This window comes from Candidatus Vicinibacter affinis (assembly GCA_016714365.1).
In the GTDB taxonomy this organism is placed as follows: Bacteria; Bacteroidota; Bacteroidia; order Chitinophagales; family Saprospiraceae; genus Vicinibacter; species Vicinibacter affinis.
The window spans coordinates 178,970-196,089 of the sequence record JADJNH010000006.1; the positions used below are offsets into that span (position 1 = coordinate 178,970).

The 17,120-nt window shown below is 39.4% G+C and carries 12 protein-coding genes; 7 read left to right on the forward strand and 5 right to left on the reverse strand.

Annotated features, from left to right (window positions below; genetic code table 11):
- Positions 1-48 precede the first annotated feature (48 nt).
- The 4 genes from IPJ53_13940 to IPJ53_13955 all read right to left on the reverse strand — a co-directional run bounded on the left by IPJ53_13940 (position 49) and on the right by IPJ53_13955 (position 4,367).
- The gene (locus tag IPJ53_13940; protein MBK7800198.1) at positions 49-1,311 is read right to left on the reverse strand and encodes an insulinase family protein; all 1,263 of its coding nucleotides are present in this window, start codon (positions 1,309-1,311) and stop codon (positions 49-51) included.
- Positions 1,308-2,705 carry a class II fumarate hydratase gene (gene fumC / locus IPJ53_13945; GenBank protein ID MBK7800199.1) on the reverse strand — a complete coding sequence of 466 codons (1,398 nt, stop codon included), beginning with the start codon at positions 2,703-2,705 and terminating at the stop codon, positions 1,308-1,310. Before fumC ends, IPJ53_13940 begins: the two co-directional genes overlap by 4 nt.
- A gap of 140 nt (positions 2,706-2,845) precedes the next feature.
- Complete coding sequence (locus tag IPJ53_13950) at positions 2,846-4,099, reverse strand: T9SS type A sorting domain-containing protein (GenBank protein MBK7800200.1); 1,254 nt, start codon at positions 4,097-4,099, stop codon at positions 2,846-2,848.
- Between the two features lie 112 nt (positions 4,100-4,211).
- The gene (locus tag IPJ53_13955; GenBank protein MBK7800201.1) at positions 4,212-4,367 is read right to left on the reverse strand and encodes a hypothetical protein; all 156 of its coding nucleotides are present in this window, start codon (positions 4,365-4,367) and stop codon (positions 4,212-4,214) included.
- 109 nt (positions 4,368-4,476) lie between these two features.
- On the opposite strand from IPJ53_13955, the gene IPJ53_13960 reads away from it, so the two are divergent.
- From IPJ53_13960 to IPJ53_13985, 6 genes are all read left to right on the forward strand, one after another.
- Positions 4,477-5,796 carry a hypothetical protein gene (locus IPJ53_13960; protein ID MBK7800202.1) on the forward strand — a complete coding sequence of 440 codons (1,320 nt, stop codon included), beginning with the start codon at positions 4,477-4,479 and terminating at the stop codon, positions 5,794-5,796.
- A 133-nt stretch (positions 5,797-5,929) separates the two neighbouring features.
- A complete protein-coding gene (locus IPJ53_13965) occupies positions 5,930-6,310 on the forward strand; it encodes a hypothetical protein (GenBank protein ID MBK7800203.1) in 381 nt (126 codons plus the stop codon).
- A 173-nt stretch (positions 6,311-6,483) separates the two neighbouring features.
- Positions 6,484-7,356 carry a hypothetical protein gene (locus tag IPJ53_13970; GenBank protein ID MBK7800204.1) on the forward strand — a complete coding sequence of 291 codons (873 nt, stop codon included), beginning with the start codon at positions 6,484-6,486 and terminating at the stop codon, positions 7,354-7,356.
- 199 nt (positions 7,357-7,555) lie between these two features.
- Positions 7,556-10,936 carry a methylmalonyl-CoA mutase family protein gene (locus tag IPJ53_13975; protein ID MBK7800205.1) on the forward strand — a complete coding sequence of 1,127 codons (3,381 nt, stop codon included), beginning with the start codon at positions 7,556-7,558 and terminating at the stop codon, positions 10,934-10,936.
- Positions 10,937-10,968: 32 nt separating this feature from the next.
- Positions 10,969-11,187 (forward strand): hypothetical protein, encoded by a 219-nt coding sequence (locus IPJ53_13980; protein MBK7800206.1) that lies wholly within the window; start codon positions 10,969-10,971, stop codon positions 11,185-11,187.
- A 562-nt stretch (positions 11,188-11,749) separates the two neighbouring features.
- Positions 11,750-13,552: a hypothetical protein gene (locus IPJ53_13985; protein MBK7800207.1), complete on the forward strand. Its 1,803-nt coding sequence runs from the start codon at positions 11,750-11,752 to the stop codon at positions 13,550-13,552.
- A 136-nt stretch (positions 13,553-13,688) separates the two neighbouring features.
- Here IPJ53_13985 and IPJ53_13990 read toward each other — a convergent pair whose 3' ends face one another.
- Positions 13,689-14,591 carry a DMT family transporter gene (locus IPJ53_13990; GenBank protein MBK7800208.1) on the reverse strand — a complete coding sequence of 301 codons (903 nt, stop codon included), beginning with the start codon at positions 14,589-14,591 and terminating at the stop codon, positions 13,689-13,691.
- A 183-nt stretch (positions 14,592-14,774) separates the two neighbouring features.
- Between IPJ53_13990 and IPJ53_13995 the strand changes: the two genes are divergently transcribed.
- Positions 14,775-17,117, forward strand: coding sequence for a TonB-dependent receptor plug domain-containing protein (locus tag IPJ53_13995; GenBank protein MBK7800209.1), 2,343 nt, complete (start codon positions 14,775-14,777; stop codon positions 17,115-17,117).
- Positions 17,118-17,120: the final 3 nt, after the last annotated feature.

Consider the following 17,120-nt stretch of genomic DNA (forward strand, 5'->3'; position numbering starts at 1 on the left):
GCTAATGAGTTAATTTGCAAATGGGTTAATAGGGAATTAAAACAATCTCTATTGACTGTTGGTCAAATAAAGATAATTCGCTTGATCTGCATTAAAATATTTAAGCAAGGCTGCTTGTAAATCTTCTTTGGTCAGGGAGCGGTAATGCTCCAGTTCATTGAGGACGAGATTAATGTCTCCCAGCCATTCTGCATAGGAATAATTCAATGCCTGATTAACTACTCCCACCTGAGAAAACAGATAAGCACTTTCGTTTTTGTTCATGTATTTCTGCCAGTCATGATCACTGAGTTCATGGCTTTTTAGTTGTTCTATTATTTCCCAGAAAGCGGCTTCTCCGTCACTTACTTTGACACCGTTCCGAAGCTTTCCTTCCAACAAAATAATTCCGGGATCCGTGGTGGAACTCAAATAACAATCAATATTGGAGAACAACATTTTTTCCTTTCTGAGCTTGCTGTATAACAAAGAGGACCTTCCCTCAGAAAGGATATCTGTCAAAAAATCCAATGCGTAAAATTCCTTCGTATTCCTGGCACTTGCATGCATCCCAATGTAAAGAGCTTCTTCCGGATACTCCCCGGGGACGGTACGAATTCTCTTTTGATTCTGAGGGGGTTCCTGAGCATATTTATTTTGATTCCTGACTCCCGAAGATATGTCGCCAAAATGCCTGGCCACCATCTGTTCAACCTCTTTGGGATTAACATTTCCAGTTACTACTAGCACTGCATTGGAAGGATTATAATAAGTGTGATAAAACTCATCAGCATCTTTAAATTCCAATCCCGCAATCTCTTCCTGATTTCTTCCGATCACCGGCCATTTATATGGGTGTACTTCATAACACATGGCCATCAGGTAATGAGAAAATAATCCATAAGGATTGTTCAGATAATGTTCAGAAAATTCTTCAATCACCACTCGCTGTTGAATTTCAAATTCCTTGCGCTTTATTTTGAAACCATTCATGCGATGTGCTTCCAGTTGGAGCATGAGTTCCAGTTGAGAGGATGGGGCTATGTTGTAATACTGAGTGGTGTCCGGTGTTGTAAAGGCGTTGCTCTCCCCTCCTGCATTTTGCATGATCTCATCAAAATCAACCTCTTTGCCACAATTGGAAAACATAAGATGTTCAAACAAATGGGCCAGGCCTGTTTTATTTTCTTTTTCGTCTCTGGATCCCACACGATATAAGATACAAACACAAGCCATCATAGTGGTCTGGTCCGGCACCACTATAAGCGTAAGCCCATTAGCCAGATGTGTGCGATGATACGGAAGTGCGCGTTCGATGACTTGATTTATCAAAGCGTACCTACCATTTCTTCGGGTTTAACCCAATTGTCAAAATCCTCTGCACTCAAATATCCAAGATCGAGGGCAGTTTGTTTTAAAGTCTTTCCGGTCTTGTGTGCAGTCTGCGCAATTTCTGCAGCTTTATAATAGCCAATTTTAGTATTCAGGGCCGTCACCAACATCAGCGAATTGTCCAGATTTGATTTGATATTGTCATACAAAGGCTCAATGCCAATTGCACATTTATCGTTGAACGAAATACACACCTCTCCAATTAAGCGGGCACTGTGCAGAAAATTATAAATCATCATTGGTTTGAACACGTTTAGTTCAAAATGTCCGGTAGCACCACCTACATTGATGGCTACATCATTTCCCAACACTTGCGCAGCGACCATGGTCATGGCTTCGCATTGTGTTGGATTTACTTTGCCGGGCATGATGGAAGAACCGGGCTCATTGTCCGGTATGTAAATTTCTCCAATGCCACACCTTGGACCTGATGCCAGCAGTCTGATGTCGTTGGCAATTTTCATCATGCTGCAGGCTACTGTTTTTAAAGCACCATGTGCTTCTACAATGGCATCGTGTGCAGCAAGCGCCTCAAATTTATTCGGTGCCGTGACAAAGGGCAATCCGGTAAGGGCAGCAATGTGCTTGGCCACATTTTCGGAGTAACCCGGAGGGGTATTGATTCCAGTACCAACAGCCGTTCCACCCAACGCCAATTCTGCCAGATGAGGCATGGTATTTTCAATGGCGCGAATGCCATGTGTCAATTGTGCAACATATCCGGATAACTCCTGACCTAAAGTCAAAGGGGTAGCGTCCATGAGATGTGTCCGGCCAATTTTTACAACCTGCCAAAATGCCTTGGATTTTTCCTGCAGCGTGTCGCGCAATTTCTTAATTCCGGGCAAAGTACAATCTACCAACATTTTGTAGGCTGCAATGTGCATTGCCGTAGGAAAAGTATCATTGGAAGATTGAGACTTGTTTACATCGTCATTGGGATGGACAGATTTTTTTTCATCTATCAATGCTCCGCCATTCATCACATGCGCACGATAAGCAATCACTTCATTCACATTCATGTTGGATTGAGTTCCTGAACCGGTTTGCCAGACGACCAGCGGAAACTGATCATCCAACCTTCCCTCCAGAATTTCATCGCAAACTGCTGAAATGAGGTTTAAGGTAGATTGAGGTAAAACCCCTGCTTCAAAATTGGTAATGGCAGCTGCCTTTTTCAAGTAAGCAAATGCCTGGATGATTTCGATCGGCATTTTATTGGTTTCCCTGGCAATTTTAAAATTGTCAATGGAGCGTTGAGTCTGCGCACCCCAATAAACATGGGATGGCACTTGTACCAAACCCATCGTATCTTTTTCTGTTCTGAAAGACATGGTTTTCAAATTTGCTGCAAATGTAATAAAAGCCCGATAGGATCAGACCCTTATATGATCAACGACTTGACTGGAAGAAGGTTTAAGTCAATTTTCTTTTGGCTGAGCCCTTTTGGCCATGATTAATAGAAAGGACTTTCCTATCTCTGGATTACAAATTTGGTACTCCTCGCAATCCCGTTTTTAGTTAACTGAAGAAAATACACCCCCTCGGCAAGATGCCTGACATCTATTTTGGGTTCTGTGTTGATCGGATTCAAAACTTTTTGTCCAAAAACGTTCAGAATCTGGACATCAAACATTCCAAGGTCCTCCATTTCTAAACTGATAAAATCATTTGCCGGATTCGGATATACTTCGAAAGCGGGTAAATCTAGAGGCTTGATTCCTGCCAATAAGTCTAAGTCAAACGACCATAAATCTTTTACATCACCAGCATCAGGGGTGCCGCTGGTCAAGTAAATACTACTTCCTATTAAAAAAGAACCCGGTGCCCATCTTCCACTTCCGGGATGCGGTGGTAATTGACTCCAACTATCATTCTCAGGCGTATAAGCCCAAAACTCACCGGTCTTAAGGTTTTGATGGTCTTCTCCCTGCCCACTGAGCAAATATCCTTTTCCCTTGTGGGTGAATTGCGTACCTGCCACCCTACCCTGAGAAGGCAAGGAAGCCACTTCTTGCCATTTATCCAGTTTTGGGTCATAACGAAACATGTCCTTGAAAATAAATGGACCACTGTGTCCGAAACCGACGTAAATGTAATCTCCGATTTCAAAGAAAAATGGATGATGCCTCTTAAATCCAGGAAAACTGTCCTTCTGGCTCCAGGTTTGTGATTTCAGATCATAGGCCCACCAATCTTTAAGATCTCCCATTTGGCTTCCTCCTGCTCCTACATATAATTTGCCCTGATGCGCCACCAATGCGGGATGAGTTCTTGCAACACAAGGACAAGAAGGCAATGAAGTCCATTTTTCTGTGGAGGGGTCAAATTCCCATAAATCCTTCAGGTGACCGGATCTGGCCAAACCAAAACCGAGGTAGCCTTTGCCTTCATAGGCAACTCCGTAAGAATAGCCGCGTGCTTCTCCCGGAAAAGCGGACAATTCCTCCCATTCATTGGATTGCGGATCAAACCTCCACACATCTTTGAATACGTCTGAGTTGTTGACCGTATTTCCTGTAGCTACATAACCTTTCCCATCCAGTGTAAAAGTCACCGGATGATTCCGGGCTAGAACTCCGGCAGGCAAGGATTTTCGCTCTACCCAGGATTGGGATTCCGCATTGAAAGTCGTCAACAGAAGAAGGCAGGTAAAAAAAGATACTTTATTCACAATCAAATGGTACATAGTCAATATTGTTTTTTGGTTTGAGTTTGAATCAGACATAGAAACACGATTTAATGGGCCTTGTTTGAGATCTGAAGAACTTTAACAATTGGTGACTTTTCTAAAACACACGGTCACATTCATATTAGTATGATTATAAATTTATTAAATATTATTTTTTATATAATATGTTGTTAACATTGGCTATCTTACTTCCATCAATGTATTTCTCCACTTTTGCCCATACAACCAATTTTTTACACCCAGATGGAACATTTGCTATAATTTCATCAATTATTTCGCTGTTTTCATCAACTATTTTAACCATTTCAAACTCATATTAATCATTATTATAATATATAAAACATTTTAATAGCTTTTTAATAAGTTTATTGTTCGTAATATTCTAATTTTGCATCTAAATTTATTTTGACAAGATGAAAAAGCTGACCATTTTCACATTGTTGGGCATTTTGATGATTTTACTATCCTGCCACCATGAAGGCATGGATTCGACAGATCAAGAACTCGTAAAAGTAATTGGCAACATCAATGCTTACAAACTTCCAGCCAGTCACGAGTTTGACAAAATACCACAATCACCCTCAAATCCCTTAACCAAAGAAAAAATTGAACTTGGCAACCTTCTATACTTTGAGCCAGCATTTGCAAACGAATCAAAGAACCATGCCAACAGATTCACTTTTACCTGCAGCAGTTGCCATGTCGTAGAAGCAGGATTCAGACCAGCCAGAATGCAAGGAATTGCAGATGGAGGTCTTGGATTTGGATTCCATGGCGAAAATCGATTTAAATCTCCGATATATCCTGCTGACAGCATAGATGCCCAGGGTGCCAGACCACTAGCGACCATCAATACAGCTTTCGTAGAAAATTCCATGTGGAATGGATCCTTCGGTTCAGAAGGTGTAAACATAGGTACTGAAAACATGTGGGGTGTATTTGACCCGGGAACTGCCAGAAATAAAGAAAGATTGGGTACACTGGAAGGCCAGAACATAGAAGGTCTTATTGTGCATCGAATGCAGTACACTCCTGAAATAGTAGCTGCAAATGGGTATAAGGATATGTTTGACAAGGCATTTCCGGACATCCCTGAGGCAGATCGATATAATAGAAAAACTGCGAGTTTTGCAATTTCAGCCTATTTAAGATCCATTACAACCGACCAGGCCCCTTTTCAAAATTGGTTGAAAGGTGACTTTCAGGCTATGGACGATGAAGAAAAGAAAGGGGCCATATTGTTTTTCGGAAAAGCCAATTGTGTTTCTTGCCACCATGAAAAGAATTTGGGTTCTATGAATTTTGCCGCGTTGGGCTTAAAGGATTTATATGAAAACGGTGGACTCAAAACAGGGCCTTCTGATAGAAGAAATCTGGGTCGTGGAGGATTCACCGGTAGGACTGAAGATATGTTCAAATTCCGTACTCCCCAATTGTATAATCTGGGTGATTCAGGACCTTACTTTCATGGAGGCACCAAGAAAACTCTAAGGGACGTAGTAGAGTATTTCAATAATGGAATTCCTGAAAATCCACGCGTTCCAAAAGAACAACTCCACCCTTTCCTACAACCACTTGGACTTAATCCTGATGAAGTAACCCAATTAACTGCATTTCTAACAAATGGACTCAGGGATCCGAATCTGCTGCGCTACAAACCAAAGCGAGTTTTGTCGGGGTTGTGTTTTCCAAACAATGACCCATTGTCTAAAGAAGATATGGGTTGCAACTAAGCTACAAATACATTAAAAAGATTTTTTGAAACGGGCAATTTTAGCCCGTTTCTTCTTCCAAAAACATACCTACTCATCTGCTCATCCTTAATTTAATTATAAAGCAGATGGATTTTTTTACAAGTTCAATTTTATGAAATCAAATTTTAACTTCCCCTTATTATTGGTTTTATTGTTACTCAACTTTTCATTTTCTTCCTGTTTTTATGACAATGAAGAAAATTTGTATCCATCCGGTTCTGGCCCTTTGACAAATATTTCTTACTCAGAAGATATTGTTCCGCTCATTGACAACAGCTGCAATAAAAGTTGTCACGCAAGTGGTATCAGACAAGGAAATATTAATCTGGAAGGCTATGATCAAATCAGACCTTATGCGTCAGGAGGATCATTGTTGGGGGCCATTAAGCAGTTGAATGGATTCAGTCCAATGCCCAAAGCGGGATCCAAACTGGCCGGTACTCAGATCCAATTGATAGAAACCTGGATCAAGGAAGGAATCAAAAATAATTAATGCTGCATTCAGCGTAAAGTGAATTCCAATAAAAATAATTAGGCATGTATTTTTTCGCATTCTTGATCTGTTTACACATCTTCTGTTGATGAATGCCTACAACATAAATATCCGCTAACCTTTTCATCCAACAATCCCGGATTATGAAGTCTACATTTCAATCTAAATTCTTTCTGACGCCTTACCTCATTATTTTCTTCTCATTACAATTAAATGCACAAGAGGAATTACTTCAAATGCTTGGCGAGGAAGAGACCACTTCGTACACCATAGCCAGTTTTAAAACTAACCGAATCATTAATCTACACTCGATTGAAAATACTGCCAGCGGCGTGTTGGATTTTAAAATTCAGCATCGTTTTGGCTACCTGAACGGAGGAATTGAAGAATTTTTTGGAATAGACCAGGCTACTATGCGATTTGGATTTGACTATGGAGTGACCAATCGTTTACAAATCGGAGTAGGTAGAAGTAATTATGAAAAAACACTTGACGGATATCTTAAATTTAAATTACTGAGACAATCATCTGGTCATAAAAAGATGCCATTCTCTGCAAGCATCGTAGCAGGATCTACCATTAAAACAAACCGCTGGCCGGAGCCGGATCGAAACAATTTATTTTCTTCCAGATTGAGTTATCATTTTCAGGTTCTGCTGGCCAGAAAATTTTCAGAGGGATTTTCATTTCAATTAACTCCGACGGTGGTACACAGAAATCTGGTCGCTACCCGTTCAGAAAAAAATGATGTGTATGCTTTGGGTGCGGGCCTCCGCCAAAAGATCACCAAGCGAATATCCATCAACGCTGAATATATTTACGTACTTCCGGACCAATTGGCTCCAGAATATAAAAATTCTGTTTCCCTGGGATTTGATATTGAGACCGGAGGACACGTGTTTCAATTGCATTTCACCAATTCAACCGGAATGTTTGAACGCGCTTTTATTGCTGAAACCATCGGCGATGTTGGCAAAGGTGATATTCGCTTTGGTTTTAACCTCAGCAGGGTTTTTACACTGGCCAAACCAAAAGTAATAGAGTAATCCTCTCCTGGAAATCCCATTAAAAGGGATCCCTTTTTAACTGCCCCGAACGAAAGGATTTTACTCTATGTGGGACTGATCCATATTACACGATCTCGTTCGGTTTAGTCTCTCCTTACTCACCTAAATGTATTTCCTGCCAAGCTAATCCTGCCCATTGGGTGAGATTTCGTATTTTTGGTGCCTAAAACGTAACCACATGATTCAGGCTTCCATCGCCTACCAGGCCAAATATAAAATCCGCATCCTTACCGCAGCTTCGCTTTTTGACGGTCATGACGCGGCCATCAACATCATGCGCAGGATTATGCAAAGCAGTGGTGCTGAAATCATTCACCTGGGTCATAACAGGTCTGCCCTGGAGATTGTGGATGCTGCGATTCAGGAAGATGTGCAGGGTATAGCGATTACCTCCTATCAGGGTGGTCACAATGAATTCTTTAAATACATTCATGATTTATTGAAGGAAAAAGGTTGCGGTCACATCAAACTCTTTGGAGGAGGAGGCGGAACCATCCTGCCATCAGAAATTGAAGACCTTCATGCTTATGGGATCAATCGGATTTACAGTCCTGATGATGGCCGTCATATGGGACTCCAGGGAATGATCAATGACCTTTTGGCCCAATGTGATTTTGCGACCGGAAGTTCGATTAATGGTGAAGTAAAAGCGTTGGAGAATAGAGATTTCAGAGCAATAGCCCGATTGATCTCAGCAGTTGAAAATTTTCCAGAAGATGCGAATACACTTATCAGCAGTTTGGGAAAACCGAAATCAATTGCACAAGCGCCCATTCTTGGTATCACCGGAACAGGAGGTGCCGGAAAATCAAGTCTGGTAGATGAACTCATCAGAAGATTTGTATTGGACTTTCCGGAAAAAACCATTGCCATACTGTCTGTGGATCCGTCGAAGCGCAAAACCGGTGGGGCTCTTTTAGGTGACCGCATACGCATGAATGCCATCCACCCAGAGTTTCATGGAGGTAAAGTGTATATGCGTTCTCTGGCAACAAGGCAAAGTAATCTTGCTCTTTCTCCACACATCAAAAATGCCTTACAAATACTCAAGATAGCCGGATTTGACCTCATCATACTTGAGACCTCCGGCATTGGTCAAAGTGATACAGAAATTGTGGACTTCAGTAATGTGTCCCTGTATGTGATGACACCTGAATATGGTGCAGCAACCCAATTGGAGAAAATTGATATGTTGGATTTTGCAGACATGGTGGCCATCAATAAATTTGATAAAAGAGGAGCTCAGGATGCTTTGCGTGACGTCCGCAAGCAATATCAACGGAACAAACAGTGGTGGGATAAATCACCGGATGAGATGCCGGTTTTTGGAACGATTGCATCACAATTCAATGACCCCGGAACCAACCATCTGTACAAATCATTGATTTCACTGATCAAAGAAAAAACCGGAACAGACTTGGTATCAACCCTTGACATCCCAACCGGAGAATCAGAGAAAATTTACATCATCCCACCCGGCAGAACCAGATACTTATCTGAAATTTCTGAAAACAATCGAAAATACGATGAATGGGTTAATATGCAATCTTCATTGGCCCATCAATGGCAATCACTTGAAGAAACGGTTAAATTGTTACAAGAAGATGAATCCATTCAAGGCAAACTTAACACCAAAATTGAATCCGTTAAAATAAATATTGATGGTCATGTAAGACTGCTGTTGGAAAATTGGGAAGACAAAAAGAAAGCCTATGCCGCGGACGAATATGTGTACAAAGTCCGGGATAAGGAGGTAAAAGTGCAAACTAAAACAGTATCACTTTCTCATACTAAGATTCCAAAAGTAGTGTTGCCTAAATATCATTCCTGGGAAGACATCTTGAGGTGGTCACTGCAGGAAAATGTGCCCGGAGAATTTCCTTACACAGCCGGCGTATTTCCATTCAAACGAAAAGAAGAAGATCCTACCAGAATGTTCGCCGGAGAAGGTGGCCCGGAACGTACTAACAGAAGATTTCATTATGTAAGCCTGGACATGCCGGCCAACAGGCTAAGCACCGCATTTGACTCCGTAACTCTATATGGAGAGGATCCAGATTATCGTCCGGACATTTATGGTAAAGTTGGAAACAGCGGAGTCAGTATATGCTCCCTGGACGATGCCAAAAAACTGTACAGCGGATTTGACCTGTGTGATCCAAGGACGTCGGTGAGTATGACCATCAACGGTCCTGCTGCAACCATCTGTGCTTTTTTTATGAATGTTGCCATTGACCAGCAATGTGAACTCTACATCAAGGCCCATCAAATGCAAGATCTTGTAGAGGCTGCTTTCAAAAGAAAATATGATGATAAGCAGCTTCCAAGACCTCAATACATTGGTGAACTCCCTCCGGGAAATAACGGTCTTGGTTTGATGTTATTAGGCCTTACAGGAGACGAAGTGTTGCCTCCGGATATATACCATCAGTTAAAAGCAAAAGCGCTTAAATCAGTTCGCGGAACTGTGCAGGCAGATATTCTTAAAGAAGATCAGGCGCAAAACACTTGTATTTTCTCGACTGAATTTTCCTTAAAACTAATGGGAGATGTTCAGGAGTATTTTATTCGCCATGCAGTACGCAATTTTTATTCTGTCTCCATCAGCGGATATCACATTGCTGAAGCAGGTGCAAATCCAATTTCACAATTAGCATTCACCCTTTCCAATGGATTCACTTTTGTGGAATACTACTTGTCTAGAGGAATGAACATTGATGACTTTGCGCCAAACCTCTCCTTCTTTTTTTCCAACGGCGTAGATCCTGAATATGCAGTGATCGGCAGAGTGGCGCGAAGAATATGGGCCAAAGCGATGAAGCATAAATACAAAGCAAATGAAAGATCGCAAATGCTCAAATATCATATTCAAACTTCAGGAAGATCTCTGCATGCACAAGAAATAAGTTTTAATGACATCCGCACTACCCTACAGGCTTTGTATGCGATTTACGACAATTGCAATTCTTTGCATACCAATGCATACGACGAAGCAATAACAACGCCAACCGAAGAATCTGTGCGAAGGGCCATGGCGATTCAGTTGATCATTAACAACGAACTAGGACTGGCGAAAAATGAAAATCCGCTTCAGGGATCTTTTATTATTGAAGAACTGACTGATTTGGTGGAAGAGGCGGTGTTATCAGAATTTGATAGGATTTCAGAACGGGGAGGTGTATTGGGGGCGATGGAAACCATGTATCAGAGAAGTAAGATTCAGGAAGAGAGTTTATATTATGAAACCTTGAAACATACCGGAGAGTATCCGTTGATTGGCGTCAATACATTTTTGTCTAAAGACGGATCTCCAACTATTTTACCTAAAGAAGTGATCCGTGCAACTGAAGAAGAAAAAATAGATCAGATCAAGTCTCTTGATAATCTTAAAAAAGTGAATGAAGAAATCTCTGCTGCTGCGTTGCGCAATCTTCAAATGGCCGCTGTTCATCACGACAACATTTTCAATCACCTGATGGAAGCAGTAAAGAGTTGTTCGCTTGGTCAAATCACCACTGCCCTTTACGCCGTCGGCGGAAAATATCGACGAAATATGTGAGCCATTCTTGAGCCACACAAGGTGGCTCAAGAATGGCGAACCATAAACCTGGTTTTCCCCAAGAAAAATTGGTTTATGGCCTGGAGATCACCTCAAGTGAAAAACAATTGCTGCCAACCGATAAAACCTTGAGATACAAAGCCACACAAGGTGGCTCAAGAATGGCGAACCATAAACCTGGTTTTCCCCAAGAAAACTTGGTTTATGGCCTGGAGATCACCTCAAGTGAAAAACAATTTTACCAACCGTGAAAACCAAGAGAAACAGAGCCACACAAAGTGGGAGGAAGAAATTAGAGAATTTGAAAATTTGAAAATTAGCTAATGAGTTAATTTGAAATGACTGAACGATCTCTGCCACGGCAGAGTATCGGCGACAGCACGATAAGTGAAGGAGTTCTCGGACCACCGGCGGAAGCGGGAAAGCGGCAAACGAGAAAATTGTGGAATTAGAAAATTTGAAAATTATTTAATGGAAGATTCATTTCATTGACAATTTTAAAATTAGCCAAAGAAAACAAAAATGTAAGCTTAGAATCGCTAAAATACTATTCGCATTTTATTTGATCGGATTGTATTTGTATTAAAGTACCATTTCACATATTCAAACTGAAAAATCGTTAAAAACTCTGGTCATGGACTTTTTAAAGGGCTAAAATTGGTCTTTATCTTAACTTCAGTTAGTGGGTGCTAAGGCACAAGGCGAAAAAGTCAAATTGAGAAAATTGATCGAGGATATGTCATTAGGAAGAAAAGTCTAACCAAAATCCAACAATATCCAAAATTAAAGGTATATTTGACAAATGCAGAGTAAATGAAAATGAAATCCCTTTATATTTTGTGCCTAAGCACCCTTTTCTTACAGAAGATATGGGCCCAAACTGAGATTGAGCCCAATAATACTTGTATAGAAGCAAACACTGCCAAAGTAGGTGAAATATTTTCTGGCAACTTTCATATTATTAGTGATCGTGATTTTTACAAAATAACCATTCCAAGATCGGGTTATTATAAATTAGCCATAGACTTTATTGACCCAAATTCAATTCTACAAATCCGCATGAGTAAGGATGATTGTACTCAAACAAAATGGGGATTTAAGTCCAAAATTGGAAATATGCTCACTGAATATTCTCTTATTTTCTATGAGGGTGGTGAGTATATATTAGATGTTTCCATTCAAAATAGTGTCTTTACAAATTCAGGATACAACATTATTCTTTCAAATGATCCGGAAGACCCATATGAAGAAAATAATTCAATAGGTCACTCTGCAGAAATTTTTTTAAATCAGAGTATTGTTGCCACATTTAATGGGATAAATATTAATCCCAAATTATCCAATAATAATTATGACTCTGAATTTTTCAAAGTAAAGATTGAAAGAAAAGGTATTCTTGTATTTGAGATTGAAGAAATTGAACCAAATATAGATATTTCAGTTTCACTTTTCAATTCAGATTCATCTGCATTTGCATGCATCTGTTGCGGAGACACAATTACTTTTCCCAAATTTGGTGAAATACTGGCATGTGACACAGGATATTATTATATAAGTTTTAGACCATGCGATTGGAATACATTAGGTAAAACAAAAATAAAATTTAATTTTAGTTTTTTAGAGGATACTACTGAGTGCAACGAAGTTAAAGAAAGTGCAACGTATTTAGTAAATAATCAACAAGTGTTTGGCTCAATTGGAGCCTATGGGCTTGGTGATTACGATGTAGATTATTACAGATTTACAACCGATAAAATTTGTGTATTTAATGTTAATGAATTTACTTATGATGAAAATGCAGATTTAAAAATAATCCTTCATCATCCTGATGGCAAAACAACAGAATATTACAAATATGATAAAAATTTATACTCCAATAAAGAAATAATTCTTTGTGAAGATACCGATTACTATTTAGAAATCACCACAAGACATTCATCCTGTAGTCCTAAATTAAACATATATTTTTATAGTTTCATTTTGGATTTATCCGATGTAGATAAAAATGAATGCAACAATAATTTCGAAACTGCCCCCCTTATTTTTCCGAACCAAAATTATTTGTGTTCAAAGGATGTTGCAAAAAATGACCTTGAATATTTTAAATTTTCTGTTACTAATTCTGATTCTCTGACCTTCCAATTCTACAATGTAGATGAAAATCATCCCATTGAATTTAGCTTGTTTTCACCTAATAAAAATCGTATTAAGAGCTCCATAATTTACGGCCCATTGTCTACCATAAGTTATAAGCATGGAAAATATAATGCAGATCTATTTGCAAAAATTGAATACCTGGACTCTGGAGACGACAAACAATATTTTAATTTTATCTATGAAAATTCGAATTTAACAAAAAATTTCGACAACCATATTTTTCCAATCACTGTTTATTATAAAGCGCATTCGCGGGTTTTAAAAGTAGAAAGTAAAGACCCTATTAGTAAATTGGCATGTAGAATTTACGACTTATTTGGAAGGCTTGTTTATGAAAATTCCTTTTTGAATTTTAATGAAACAGAAATCCTATTCGATAATCCTATTTCATCACTTTACTTTCTGGTACTAGACATGGGAAATCAAAACCAGGTAGAAAGAATTTATATACCTGAGTAAATCATAATTAAAGAATTTTAACTCTTACAAAACTGCTTAGGCAATTTGTTGTTATAAATAATTTGGATCAAAACCAGAATATTTATCATTTCAGTTTTAACCAATTGAAGTAAAAAATGATCTCTTTTAATAATTCTCAATCAGTTTTAACTGCTCGCCTTATTATTCCATTCATAATCATCACCCCTAGCAAGATAAAGCTAAATCCTAGCAGGTCATTCCATGCGATACTCTCGCCATCCATCCATCCGACCACCAATGAAACCAATGGCATCAGATAAGTCACACTGGCTGCAAACAAAACATGCACCTTTTGGATAAGCACATTAAAGAGGGCCATGGCCACCGCACTTCCCAAAACACTTAAAGCCAATAAATGATAAAATGCATTTCCTTGTGAAATGGCTACTGGAATTTGATGAAATGCTCCACTCAAATATGCTATGGGAATACAAAGTACCATTAAGGAGACATACATGATCGCTGTCATTTGCAGACCCGGAAAATCTCCCAACTTTGTCTTGATGATGTTCCCGTTTAACCCATATAAAAAAGGAACCGTAAATGCCACCAATAAATAAAAGCCATCTGCTTTTAATTCGGCATTGGGTTTTAACAATATCAAACAAAAAGCTCCTATCAATGCCAGAACTGTTCCGGTAAGTTTGATGCGATCGTTTTTAATGCCATAGAACATTACGCCAATGGCAAAAGTGCAAATAGGGGTGAATGCATTCACAATACCTGCGAGCGAACTGGAAATTTTTTGCTGTGCAAAAGGGTACAGAAAAGCAGGTAAAAAGGATCCTATAAGTCCTACAAAAAAAATAGTACCAAAATATTTTAGAGGAATAATCCGTATGGCTTTCAATAAAAACGGGCTCAACGCAATAGCAGAAAAAAACATTCGAAGGCTGGCCACCTGAGTTGGATTAAAAGACACCAAACTGTGTTTGATAAAATAATAACTGAATCCCCAAATGATGGTAAGTATGATTAACAACGACCACGCAAAAAGGTCCGGCTTTTTCTCTGACATTTTTTAAATTCTGGCCGGCAAAGATAGCCATTATATTTACCAATCCAACGTATATCAAAATACCTGAGTATCCATGATCAAATCAAAGATCTGAAGTTATTTAACTTTTATGAAAAGAAAATCACACAATACTTGCAACGAAATGCCGTTTTGATAATCTTAAAAAAGGTCATAAAACGAAGTATGTTTAGAATGTTAGCTGCGGTGATTCTTTTCACCATATTTATCCCAACTATACAGGCGCAAAGATTTACAGTGCATGGAACAGTCACCGATCAAAAATCAGGTGAACAGTTGATAGCCGCAAGTATTTTTGACATGATAAGTCTGGATGGAGCCAACTCAAATAACTATGGATTTTATTCACTCTCCTTAAAACAAGGAAAAATAAAACTCAAATGCGCGTACGTAGGGTATGAAGAAAAATTAATAGAGTTTGCATTAAACAAGGATACATTGATCAATATTCAACTCAATCAGGGGCTCACCTTACAAGAGGTGGAAATTGTATCTTCAAGAGAAGAACGAATTGAAAGATCCACGCGTATGAGCACCATCGATGTTCCCATTGAACAAATAAAAAAAGTACCTGCGTTATTTGGCGAAGTGGATGTCTTAAAAGCTTTGCAACTACTTCCCGGTGTAAATGGGGGTTCGGAAGGAACAAGCGGATTATACGTGCGTGGTGGTAGCCCTGATCAAAATCTGATTTTACTGGATGGCACCCCGGTCTACAATGTCTATCATTTGGGTGGAATATTTTCGGTCTTCAATGCGGATGCATTGAAAAATGTCAGCCTCACTAAAGGAGGCTTTCCTGCAAGATATGGCGGTCGGCTTTCTTCTATTCTTGAAATAAACATGAAGGAGGGAAATATGACAAGTTTTCACGGGGAAGGAGGTATCGGAATTATTTCATCAAGATTGGCACTGGAAGGGCCAATTGTTAAAAACAAAGCTTCCTTCATGATCTCAGGACGGAGAACCTATCTGGATGTAATCGCTGCCCCATTGCTGGCTGCTTCTCAAACAGATGAAGAAAAGGTTGATTTAGGATTGCATTTCTATGATCTGAATGCCAAAATGAATTGGATTATTAATCCGAAACACAGACTTTATCTAAGCGGTTACCTGGGTGAAGATTTGTTTTCAACGGGTATAGAGTCAAAGGAAGTGGGTACGGATTACACGAAAACAGATGCCGGAATTGACTGGGGAAATATTACGACTGCCTTGCGTTGGAACTACAACATAAATCCCAAATTATTCGCCAACACTTCCCTAAATTACAGTAAATACCAATTTAATTTTCGAGCCGGATATGAGGAGCAAACCAATAAACAAAAAGAAGCCATTTCTGCCGTTTATCTAAGTGGAATAGAAGACTACACCATTAAAACGGATTTTGACTATGCGCCACTTCCCAATCATTCCATTAAATTTGGAAGTCAAGTCATCCGTCACCGTTACAATCCGGGAGCCTCGCAATTCAAGAGCAATGTTTTTGGTTCAGCCATTGATACTACGCTGGGAGATGCTTCGCTTTGGGCTACTGAGTCTTCTCTTTATGCAGAGGACGACATGCGGTTTGGTAGCCTGGGATTGAATCTCGGTGTACACACAAGTGGCTTCTACGTGCAACAAAAATTCTTTTCATCCCTGCAACCCAGAATTGCCGCAAGATATCTGCTTCGCAATGATTTTACAGTAAAGGCATCTTTCGCGACGATGACACAATACATCAATTTATTGACGAATGAAGGCGCAGGACTTCCTTCCGATCTTTGGGTTCCAAGCACAAAAAATATTCAACCTCAAAACTCCTGGCAATCAGCCGTGGGTTTAGTCAAAGTATTTAAAGAAGACTATGAATGCAGTATTGAAGCTTACTACAAAAAAATGAATCGTGTACTTTCCTATAAAGAAGGAGCCAGCTTTTTTGAAGGCAACAGTTCGTGGGAAGACCGAGTTACGCAAGGAGAAGGCGAAGCCTATGGCATGGAATTTTTTGTTCAAAAGAAAAAAGGCAAATTCAATGGATGGATTGGATACACTCTGTCCTGGAATTATCGGCAGTTTGATGAAATAAACAGTGGAAATAAATACAGGTTCAGGTATGATCGGCGACATGATTTTGAAATAGTAGCCAATTATCAAATTTCAAAAGCATGGGCTGTTTCCGGTAGTTGGCAATACGCTACTGGAAATGCCATCACACTTCCCTTGTTAAAATATCAAACTTTTGATCCGTTTAATTTTTACCCATTTGAAATCGAAATTCAGGGAGAAAAAAATGCCTATACCATGCCACCCTATCATAGATTGGATGTCAGTGTAGAATATCGCCAAAAAAGAAAAAAATTCGAAGAGGCCTGGGTATTTGGTGTATACAATGCATACGCCCGCGCAAATCCATTTTTCATAACTACAGATCGTGAATATATTGATCGTGAATATAAAACTGTATTCAAACAAGTAGCCTTGCTTCCGCTTATTCCAAACATCAGTTACCAATTTAAATTTTAAACT

What these genes read in the sequence shown, in the direction of transcription:
- fumC (MBK7800199.1), bottom strand. Translation starts at nt 2,705, where the DNA reads ATGTCTTTCAGAACAGAAAAAGATACGATGGGTTTGGTACAAGTGCCA.
- IPJ53_13950 (MBK7800200.1), bottom strand. Translation starts at nt 4,099, where the DNA reads ATGTCTGATTCAAACTCAAACCAAAAAACAATATTGACTATGTACCAT.
- IPJ53_13955 (MBK7800201.1), bottom strand. Translation starts at nt 4,367, where the DNA reads ATGGTTAAAATAGTTGATGAAAACAGCGAAATAATTGATGAAATTATA.
- IPJ53_13960 (MBK7800202.1), top strand. Translation starts at nt 4,477, where the DNA reads ATGAAAAAGCTGACCATTTTCACATTGTTGGGCATTTTGATGATTTTA.
- IPJ53_13965 (MBK7800203.1), top strand. Translation starts at nt 5,930, where the DNA reads ATGAAATCAAATTTTAACTTCCCCTTATTATTGGTTTTATTGTTACTC.
- IPJ53_13975 (MBK7800205.1), top strand. Translation starts at nt 7,556, where the DNA reads ATGATTCAGGCTTCCATCGCCTACCAGGCCAAATATAAAATCCGCATC.
- IPJ53_13980 (MBK7800206.1), top strand. Translation starts at nt 10,969, where the DNA reads ATGGCGAACCATAAACCTGGTTTTCCCCAAGAAAAATTGGTTTATGGC.
- IPJ53_13985 (MBK7800207.1), top strand. Translation starts at nt 11,750, where the DNA reads ATGAAAATGAAATCCCTTTATATTTTGTGCCTAAGCACCCTTTTCTTA.
- IPJ53_13990 (MBK7800208.1), bottom strand. Translation starts at nt 14,591, where the DNA reads ATGTCAGAGAAAAAGCCGGACCTTTTTGCGTGGTCGTTGTTAATCATA.
- IPJ53_13995 (MBK7800209.1), top strand. Translation starts at nt 14,775, where the DNA reads ATGTTTAGAATGTTAGCTGCGGTGATTCTTTTCACCATATTTATCCCA.